The organism is Thioalkalivibrio sp. ALJ16 (assembly GCF_000377345.1).
In the GTDB taxonomy this organism is placed as follows: domain Bacteria; phylum Pseudomonadota; class Gammaproteobacteria; order Ectothiorhodospirales; family Ectothiorhodospiraceae; genus Thioalkalivibrio.
In genome coordinates this window covers 127,435-136,379 of sequence record NZ_KB898043.1, presented here as the reverse complement: position 1 = coordinate 136,379, position 8,945 = coordinate 127,435, and the positions used below count along the sequence as shown (strand labels likewise).

Sequence of the window (8,945 nt, the reverse complement as noted above, 5' to 3'; positions counted from 1 at the left end):
CAGCACACGGCCACCGTTGAACTCGGTGCTGTTGGCGATCCGCGAGACCTCGGACATCAGCTGCTGAACCTCGTCGTTCAGCGCCTGACGGTCGGAGGCGGAGTTGGAATCGTTCGCCGCCTGCACCGCCAGCTCGCGTGCACGCTGCAGCGCATCGCCCACGGTACCCAGCGCACCCTCGGCCGTCTGCGCGAACGAAATCCCGTCATTGGAATTGCGCACCGCCTGGTTCAGACCGCGAATCTGCGTGGTAAAACGCTCGGAAATGGCCAGACCGGCCGCGTCATCCTTGGCGCTGTTGATCCGCAGGCCCGAGGACAGACGCTCCAGACTCTGGGCCAGCGCGCCCTGGGAATTCCCCAGATTGCGCTGCGCGTTCAGGGACAGAACATTGGTGTTGATAATCTGGGACATGGTCACTCTCCTGTAGAGTCGTACTCGCCGCCTCGGGCGGTTCGGTCGACGGTCCTAACCCGCCTTCAGCACCGTTAACGACACCTGTAAGCGTTCCTTTAGCCCCAAATCGAAAAAAATTCTGATACCCCTTTTCGGCTCAGTCGCCGCCGGGAAAGACCTTCGCCTGCGCGGCAGCCACCGCCTCCTCGAACGCAGGCCGATAGGCCGCATACTGCTCGCCGATACTCGCGAATGCCGGGTTCACGCGGCTGCGTCTGCCGAGGCTGCCGGTCAGTCCCAGCAGGGCCGGGTCCGCGATCTCCCCTTGCGCGTCCGCGCATACCGCCTCCCACTCCAGATCGTGCGCGGCGAGTATCCGCGCCACGTGGGCATCGGGGTCTTCCAGCACGTCTTCATACCGCACTCGCTGCACACGATCGGGAAACAGCCTCTCCCAGTGATCCGCCAGCCGGCGATACAGCATCACGAACTCGGCGATGGTGTCGATCGCCCACGCATACGGCAGGCGCTGGGCAAACCAGCGCATGTAGATGGCCATCGCGTTCTCCACCGGGTCCCGCTCGCACACCACCAGACGGGTATCCGGGTACAGACTCATCAAGGTGCCGACATGGAAGATATTCCCCGGGTTTGTCACCAGATGGGTACGGATCGATTCATCCCTGGCCTCGCCCCACATAGCGTCGACCCGCGCCCGCATCTGGGCGATCCCCTCCGGTTCCAGCTCCCGCATGAACAACGGATAGCGGTTGCGCACCTCCTTCGGGAACTGAGACAGGACCTCCTGGAGCACTGCCAGCTCGCCGTAATGACGGATACGCGAGTGTCCGGAGAGCGGCCCCTCCAGCAGGGACTTGCCGGAACGGGGCGGGCCCAGCACCAGCGTCAGCGGCCTTGGCGACTGGCCCGGGTCATCAAGGCCACTGGCCCATTCGGCGCAGAAGATTTTCTCGGTGGCGGCGACATTCTTGCGGATCGCCCCCTGTCGCACCTGCTCGACCTGGCGGTGAATCGCCTCCGCCTGGCGCGCATTCCCGAGCTCGAAGGCCGAGAACGCCTGATCGCGATCCCCCGCATCCTGGTGCAGCTTCGCCAGCGCGAAATACAGACGGCCCTGGTCGCGAAGGTCGAACTTGCCCTTGCGGATGATCTTTTCCAGCTCCTTCCTGGGCGAGCTTTCCGCCGGGAAATGGCGCGAGTGCGCAAACGAGAACCACAGCTTGGCGCTGTTGCGATCCGACGCTACCAGCGATTCCAGAATCTCGCTCGCTTCCTCCCAGCGCCCCTCGGCCTGAAGTACCCGCGCGTAGTTGTCCAGGGCCAGACGCATATCGGGGTCCAGCCGCAACGCCTCGCGCAGCGCGGCCCCGGCGGCTTCGAAGCGGTCGCGCAGGATCAGCACCCCGGCCAGCGCGTTGTAACTGGCGGCATCATTCGGGCACATCTGCACCAGCTTCGAGGCATACAGGGTGGCCGTGCTGAACTGATGCCGATCAAACGCCGCCTGGATCAGCAACCGCAGTGCGTCGGTACTGTCGGGCTCGATCCCGAGGACCTCACCGCACAGGGTCTCCAGCTCGTCGAACGCGCCATCATCCAGTGCCCGCCGGGCCTTCTTGATCAGCCCCGCGGCCTTCGAGGGCTTCGCTTTCGCCTTCTTGCCTGCCTTCCGCGCCGCCATACGACTCCCGGTCGTTCATCCATGTCGGGCCAGTATAGCGGGCCGAGCACCCACCCATGCGAGGCCTCACCCGGCCGTCTTCCCACCACCGCTGCGGTGCCGCATCGACCATCCCGCGCAGGCCCTAGCCCATCATCCCCGCTGCAGCCCCCCGTCAAACCACCATCCCGGCCTCAGACCTGCCCCCGTCATACCGGCCACAACCGCCCCGCAAACCTTCATCCCAACCACAGCCGTCCGCAGTAATCCCAACCGCAGCCCTCCCGAGTCATCCCGGCCGCAGCGCAGCGGAGAGCCGGGATCTCATGCGCAGGAACGCCCCAGCGGCGTACCCATACCCCACCGCCGAGACCCCGGATAACCGTTGCGCGGTTTTCGGCATAACAACCGTGTGGTGAGTTGGGCTTTGCGGTGTCCAGAGGGGCCTACGCTTTAGGCGCGAGAGCACGACAGGTCGGACGTACTAAAGCAGCCAGGTGGTTCCGATGCGGGTCTCGGGGGTGGCGCCGGGGATCAGGTCCATCAGGGCCCAGCCCAAGATCAGGGTGATAAATGCACCACAGAACACGGTGGCCACGAACAGGCCGATGCGGTTGCCCCGCTTCAGGCCGAGTATGCCGCGCAGCGACCAGTACAACAGCCACAGGCTGTACAGGATCAGCAGCAGCCCGATGCTGTTGCCCCAGGGCCACGGGAAGGCGGCCGCGACCTTGCCGAGCCAGGCCGGCAGCAGCCCGATGCTGACCGCGAGCATCGCCCGGTCGGGGTCCCCCCGGCCCTGAAACAGCTCCGTCAGGTAATGCGCGGACCAGGCCATGCCCAGCGTGCCGATGCTCATGGCCAGCACGCTGTAGACCCCGAAGCCCCAGGCGTCCGGCATGGCTTCTGGCGGCAGGCCGGATGGCATCACTTGATAGAGCCACTGGCTGACGATCACGCTCGTCAACAGCACCGGCAACGCGAGGCGCAGAAAAGTCTGCCACCACGGCGGTACCGACTCCAGCGCCCCCGCCTCGCGTACCGCGGCCAGAGGGTTCAGCAATACGCGCAACAGCAGGCGGATTGGATTTAGCACAGACGGACAGGTGACCATCCGCGCAGTATGTGGCAGCCCGATGACATTTCCGTGACAGCGCCGGCGGCGATCGCAGCCGTCATAAACCTTTCTGATGCCCTTGTGATCGTGGCTCAATACACCGTCAGGGCGAGCGTCATCACAACGAGTGTGGCGACCTCCACCAGCTCCAGACCGGCGCCGGCCGTATCGCCGGTGAAGCCACCCAGCCAGCGCCGCAGGAAGGCCGCGATCGCCGGCACCAGTAGCAGCGTGGCGGCCAGCCCCAGGATCAGAGTCCACTGCCATGCAAGCAGCGCCAGCAGCACGATCAATAATCCGGTCACGGCCAGCACCGCCCGTGCCAGGCGACGCGGGAGATGAGCGGCCATCGCCGCACCCAGCCCCTGCGGGCTGACATAAGGCACCAGCAGAAACAGCCCCGGCAGCGCCGCGCGCCCCAGCACCACCGCCACCAGCAGTACCAGCCAGGCCCCCGCCTCGACCACGGCCACCAGGGCCGCGAACTTGATCAGCAGCACCAGGATCAGCGCGGCGACCGCCATCGGCCCGCTGGCCGGGTCCTTCATGATGGCGCGGGCGCGCTCCGGGTCCCGATGACTGCCAACCCAGGCATCCACCGAATCCGCCAGCCCGTCCAGATGCAGCGCACCGGTAAGCCCCACCCACAACGCCAGCAGCAGCGCCGCAACCAGCAGCGACGGCACGCCGGGGATCGCCATCAGCGCCATCCCCACCAGCGCCAGCAGCAACCCCAGCACCAGCCCGACAAGCGGATACGCCAGCAGCGCGCGCCCGAGATCCTCCGGTCGCGGCTTCAGTGCCGGCGTCGGCAACCGCGTCAGAAACTGCACCGCCAGCCAGACGGGCGCCAGTACTGCGTTCACACCGACCTCCCCGTCTCACGCTGCCATCGCAAGCCCCCGCCCAGCCCCAGCGCCCCGCACATGCACCCTAAGGGGGCGTGCCTGCACGCGAAGCCCCCGCCAAAGTCCGAAGCCACCCGGAGCCCTGCCTGCCCGCACCACCTCGCATCCTTGGACCATGGGTCATTTCGGGATTTCATGTCCCCACCTCCACCACATGCAGCGAGGCCAGCGGGGCCTCGATCGAAAGCAACTGCTCCAGCGGCTGCCCCTCAAGATGGGCCCGCAGCAGGCGAATCACCCCCCCATGCGTGACCACCAGCACCCGGCCGCCCGGGGCCACCACGCTCTGTGTCCAGCCCTCCAGGACCCGATCCCGGAAAGCGGCCAGATCCTCGCCATTGGGGGGGGGACAGCCGAACGGGTCCTGCCAGAAACGTCCCAGGGCGTCGGCGTCATGCTGCATCAGCTGTTCCGCCGTGAGCCCTTCCCAATCGCCAAAGTGCAGCTCCTGCAGCCGGGGTTCGCACAGCAGTGGCAGACCGGCTCCCTGCGCAAAGCGCTCGGCCGGCCGGCGACAGCGCTGCAGCGGGGAAGTCACGATCCGGTCCCAGGGACCGGAGCCCGCAAACGCGGCCTGCATCGCCTGTTCCCCCGCCGCCGTCAGCGGATCATCACACCCGCAACCGCGAAACCCGGTCCCGGTAGTCTCGCCGTGGCGCAGCAGGCCGATGCGCGCCATGCCGCCTACCCGCCCTCGCCGGACACCCCGGCCTCGGCGAAGGTCGCCATGCCCGCGTGCAGCTGGCAGGCCAGGCGCAACAGCGGCACGGCCATGGCCGCGCCACTACCCTCGCCCAGGCGCATCTCCAACTCCAGCAGGGGCTCGGCCGCCAGCGCCTCGAGCAGCCGTGCATGGCCCGGTTCCGCCGAGGCGTGCCCGTAAAAGAACCATTGCTCGGCACCCGGGCACAGGCGCGTGGCCACCAGCGCCGCGGCGCTGCTGATAAAGCCATCTACCAGCACCGGAAGCCCGATCTGCGCCGCCGCGATATAGCTCCCCGCCAGCCCCGCGATCTCGAACCCGCCGAGCGCCCCGAGGCTGCCCAGCGCGTCGCCCCGTACCCCGGCGTGCAGCGCCAGTGCACGCTCGATCACCGCGGCCTTGTGCCGCACACCCGGTGCGTCCAGGCCTGTGCCCGGCCCGGCCAGTTCCGCCGCCGGCCGCTCCAGGATGGAGCAGGCCAGCGCCGCCGCCGCCGTGGTATTGCCAATGCCCATCTCGCCGCCGATGAACAGCTGCGCGCCGCCGCGCCGCGCACGTTCCGCGCACTGGCGACCCACATTCAGGGCCCTTTCCAGCTGGCCCGGGGTCATCGCGGCCTCACGCGCAAGATTGGCCGTGCCGGGCCCCAGCGCCAACTCACGGATGGAGACGCCCGCCGGCACCGTGTGGGCGGTTCCCAGGTTGATGACTTCCAGCTCCGCACCCAGCTCCCGCGCGAGCACCGCAACCGCGGCCCCGCCGGAGGCGAAGTTCGCCAGCATCTGCGCCGTCACCGACTGCGGGAAACGCGAGATGCCTTCCTCGACCACCCCGTGATCACCGGCAAACACCGCAATCTGGATGTGCTCGATGCTTGGGCAGGTACGGCCCTGCATCGCGGCCAGCCTCTCCGCCACGCCCTCCAGCCGCCCCAGCGCCCCCGGGGGCTTGGTCAGCTGGGCCTGCCGCTCCGCCGCCGCCCGGCCGGCGGCCGCATCCAGCGGCGCCGGTGGAACCTGCAGCCAGTCACAGTCTTCGGTCACATGTTCTCCCTATTCGATCCGTCTTCGCGGGCAACCCCCGCTCCCACAGGGCTGCCGCACATGCATTTGTGGGAGCGGGCTTGCCCGCGAATCCCCGCCATCCTGGCCACAGCCAAGCCCGCCCTAGGTCACAGAAGGTCACCCTTGAGCACATGCGGGAGGCCAGCCACGGTAAGCACGACGCAGTCCATCTCGGGGGCCAGGCGCTGATGCAGCCAGCCGGCCTCGTCGGCGAAGCGGCGTGATAGCGCATCGATCGGGGTAATCCCCAGACCGGTCTCGTTGCTGACCAGGATCACCGTGCCCGCAAGCGCCGGCAGGGTCCGCAGCAGGGCCTCGCGTTCGTGTTCGATCAGGGCCTCGTCCTCGGTGCACAGCAACTGGGTCAGCCACAGCGTCAGGCAGTCCACCAGCAGGCAGTGCCCCGTCGCCGCGGCCCGTTCCAGCTGCGCGGCCAGATCGGTGCCCGCCTCGATCAGCCCCCAGTCGGCGGGCCGGTCCGCGCGGTGGCGCTCAATCCGGCGCGCCATCTCGGCATCATCGGCGCGGGCCGTGGCCACATAGGTCACCGGTAGCCCGGACGCGCCGGCCAGGCGTTCCGCCAGCCGGCTCTTGCCCGAGCGCACGCCCCCCAGGATCAGCGTCTTCATCCGGTGCCCTCCTGCATGCCACGCGGCTGCAGCAGATGCAGGACCCGCTCCATGTCCAGGTGTTCCTCCAGCGTGTCGGCCAGGCGCTCCAGACCGCGCTCGCGCGCAGCGTCCAGGTCCTCGGCCTGCGCATGCCCCGGTGCGAGACCCGCCCACTCCAGGATGGTCGCCAGCGGCCCCGCCCGGTCCAGTAACCCGTGCAGGTAGGTGCCGATCACCGCATCGTCCTCGCTGCGCGCCCCGTCCGGCCCGTGGTCCAGCTGCAGCAGCGGCCGCTGCAGCCCTTCCCCGCGGGTCACCCCGACGTGGATCTCGTAGCCGGACACCGCCACCGGGTCGTCCAGCACCTGGCACCCCTGGACCCGCGCCAGACGCTTCTCCGCGGCCAGGGTCGTTTCCAGCTCCAGCAAGCCCAGACCTGCAGTCGAACCCGCGGGGCCCTCGACGCCGTCGGGGTCGTGCACGGCGCGGCCCAGCATCTGGAAGCCGCCGCAGATCCCCAGCACCCGGCCACCGTAGCGCACATGCCGCTCCAGCGCGGCCTCCCAGCCCTGCGCGCGCAGCCAGGCCAGGTCACTGCGCACCGCCTTGGACCCCGGCAGGATCACCAGATCCGCCGGCTGCAACGACTCGCCAGGCCCGACAAAACGCAGATCCACCGCCGGGTGCAGGCGTAGCGGGTCGAAATCGGTATGGTTGGAGATACGCGGCAGGGCCGGCACGACCACCTTCAGTGCATCCGTAGCTTTCTCCGGCACTGCCTCGCGCGGCAGGGCATCCTCGGCATCCAGATAAAGCCCGTGCAGGTACGGGATCACCCCGAGCACGGGCTTGCCCGTCTCCTGTTCCAGCCAGTCCAGCCCCGGCTGCAGCAGGGCCACGTCGCCACGGAAGCGATTGATCACGAAGCCGCGCACTCGGGCACGCTCGCTTGCGGTCAGCAGCGCCAGCGTGCCGACCAGATGCGCGAACACCCCGCCGCGGTCGATATCCGCAATCAGGATCACCGGGCAGTCCACCGCCTCGGCAAAACCCATGTTCGCGATATCCCCCGCGCGCAGGTTGATCTCCGCCGGCGAGCCGGCGCCTTCCACCAGCACATGCTCGAAGCGGGCGCACAGCCGCGCATGCGCCGCCCGCACCGCCGCAAACGCCACCGGCTTGTAATCGTGGTAGGCATGCGCATCCATCTGCGCCGCCGCGCGACCATTGATGATGACCTGCGCGCCCTGATCCGAGCTGGGCTTGAGCAGCACCGGATTGAAGTCCGTATGCGGCTCCAGGCCGCAGGCCGCCGCCTGCAGCGCCTGGGCACGACCAATCTCGCCACCGTCCACGGTGACCGCGCTGTTCAGCGCCATGTTCTGTGGCTTGAACGGTGCCACACGCCGCCCGCGCCGATGCAGCACGCGCGCGAGCCCAGCCACCAGCACGCTCTTGCCGGCATCCGAGGTGGTCCCCTGCACCATCAGCGTCGTCGCGTTCACAACGCCTCCAGTGCCTGTTCCAGGCGGTGCCATTGAGCCTCGTCGCCCGGCAGCCCGAAACGCAGGCTGGCCGGATCGTCGAAACGCCGCACCAGGATCGCCTGGCGCGCCAGCGCATCCTGAATGGCGACCGCATCCTCGTGGCGCCCCCAGCGAAACAGCGCGGTACCCCCCTCGGTGGCGATCCCGTACCGCCGCAGCAGCTGGTCCAGCCGGGTGCCCGCCGCAGTCAGGGCCGTACGCGCCTGCTCCTGCCAGGCGCGATCCTCCAGTGCGCGGGTGGCCGCCCAGCGCCCCGGACCGGATAGCGCCCACGGGCCCAGCCGCTCTGCCAGCGCCGCCCGCAGCGCCGGCTCCGCCGCCAGGAATCCAACCCGCGCACCGGCCAGGCCGAAGAACTTGCCCAGCGAGCGCAGCACCAGCAGCCCCGGGCGCCCGTTCATCGTCAAAAGGCTGTGCCCGGGGCTGGTATCCATGAAAGCCTCGTCCACCACCAGCCAGCCCCCGCGGCCGGCAAGCTGCTGGTGCCAGCGCAGCAGCGTCTCCACCGGCACGCGCAGTCCGGTCGGGTTATTCGGATTGACCAGTAGCAGCACATCCAGCTGCGGCAGGTGGGCCTCGATCGCGGCCGGGACTGCATCGCCAAGCGCCGGAAGCGCCTCGACCCGATGCCCCGCCATGCGCCAGGCCCGCGCGTGTTCGTTGTAGCTGGGCGCGAGGAGGCCCACCCGACCCGCGGCCGGACGCAGCTGGGGCAGCAGCTGGATGGCCGCCTGCGAGCCCGCCAGGGGCAGCAGCCCCTCGCAGCCGTAGTACCGCGCCGCGGCCACCTCCAGACCGTCATCGGGCTCCGGCAGGCGCGCCCAGACCTCCGCCGGGGGCGCGGGCAGCGGGTAGCCGTGCGGGTTAATACCGGTGGACAGGTCCAGCCATTGCTCCGGCGCGATGCCGTAATGCCCG

Annotated in this window: 8 protein-coding genes and 1 pseudogene; all 9 read right to left on the bottom strand. The window is 69.0% G+C overall.

What is annotated here, in order from left to right; translation table 11 throughout:
• A pseudogene (locus D000_RS0108185) lies at nucleotides 1-414 on the bottom strand (flagellin); the annotation flags it as partial.
• 139 nt (nucleotides 415-553) lie between these two features.
• Nucleotides 554-2,098 carry a sulfotransferase gene (locus D000_RS0108180; protein WP_018873048.1) on the bottom strand — a complete coding sequence of 515 codons (1,545 nt, stop codon included), beginning with the start codon at nucleotides 2,096-2,098 and terminating at the stop codon, nucleotides 554-556.
• 463 nt (nucleotides 2,099-2,561) lie between these two features.
• On the bottom strand, nucleotides 2,562-3,191 hold the full coding sequence (locus D000_RS0108175; RefSeq protein ID WP_018873047.1) for a YIP1 family protein: 630 nt from the start codon (nucleotides 3,189-3,191) through the stop codon (nucleotides 2,562-2,564).
• A gap of 95 nt (nucleotides 3,192-3,286) precedes the next feature.
• The gene (locus D000_RS0108170; RefSeq protein ID WP_018873046.1) at nucleotides 3,287-4,060 is read right to left on the bottom strand and encodes an adenosylcobinamide-GDP ribazoletransferase; all 774 of its coding nucleotides are present in this window, start codon (nucleotides 4,058-4,060) and stop codon (nucleotides 3,287-3,289) included.
• 175 nt (nucleotides 4,061-4,235) lie between these two features.
• Nucleotides 4,236-4,781, bottom strand: a complete 546-nt coding sequence (locus tag D000_RS0108165; protein WP_018873045.1) for a histidine phosphatase family protein — start codon at nucleotides 4,779-4,781, stop codon at nucleotides 4,236-4,238.
• Between the two features lie 5 nt (nucleotides 4,782-4,786).
• Complete coding sequence (gene cobT, locus D000_RS0108160; protein WP_018873044.1) at nucleotides 4,787-5,848, bottom strand: nicotinate-nucleotide--dimethylbenzimidazole phosphoribosyltransferase; 1,062 nt, start codon at nucleotides 5,846-5,848, stop codon at nucleotides 4,787-4,789.
• A 128-nt stretch (nucleotides 5,849-5,976) separates the two neighbouring features.
• Nucleotides 5,977-6,498 carry a bifunctional adenosylcobinamide kinase/adenosylcobinamide-phosphate guanylyltransferase gene (gene cobU, locus D000_RS0108155; protein ID WP_018873043.1) on the bottom strand — a complete coding sequence of 174 codons (522 nt, stop codon included), beginning with the start codon at nucleotides 6,496-6,498 and terminating at the stop codon, nucleotides 5,977-5,979.
• Complete coding sequence (locus D000_RS0108150; RefSeq protein ID WP_018873042.1) at nucleotides 6,495-7,985, bottom strand: cobyric acid synthase; 1,491 nt, start codon at nucleotides 7,983-7,985, stop codon at nucleotides 6,495-6,497. The genes cobU and D000_RS0108150 overlap by 4 nt, the downstream gene beginning before the upstream one ends.
• Nucleotides 7,982-8,932, bottom strand: coding sequence for a threonine-phosphate decarboxylase CobD (gene cobD / locus D000_RS0108145; RefSeq protein ID WP_026279856.1), 951 nt, complete (start codon nucleotides 8,930-8,932; stop codon nucleotides 7,982-7,984). The genes D000_RS0108150 and cobD overlap by 4 nt, the downstream gene beginning before the upstream one ends.
• Nucleotides 8,933-8,945: the final 13 nt, after the last annotated feature.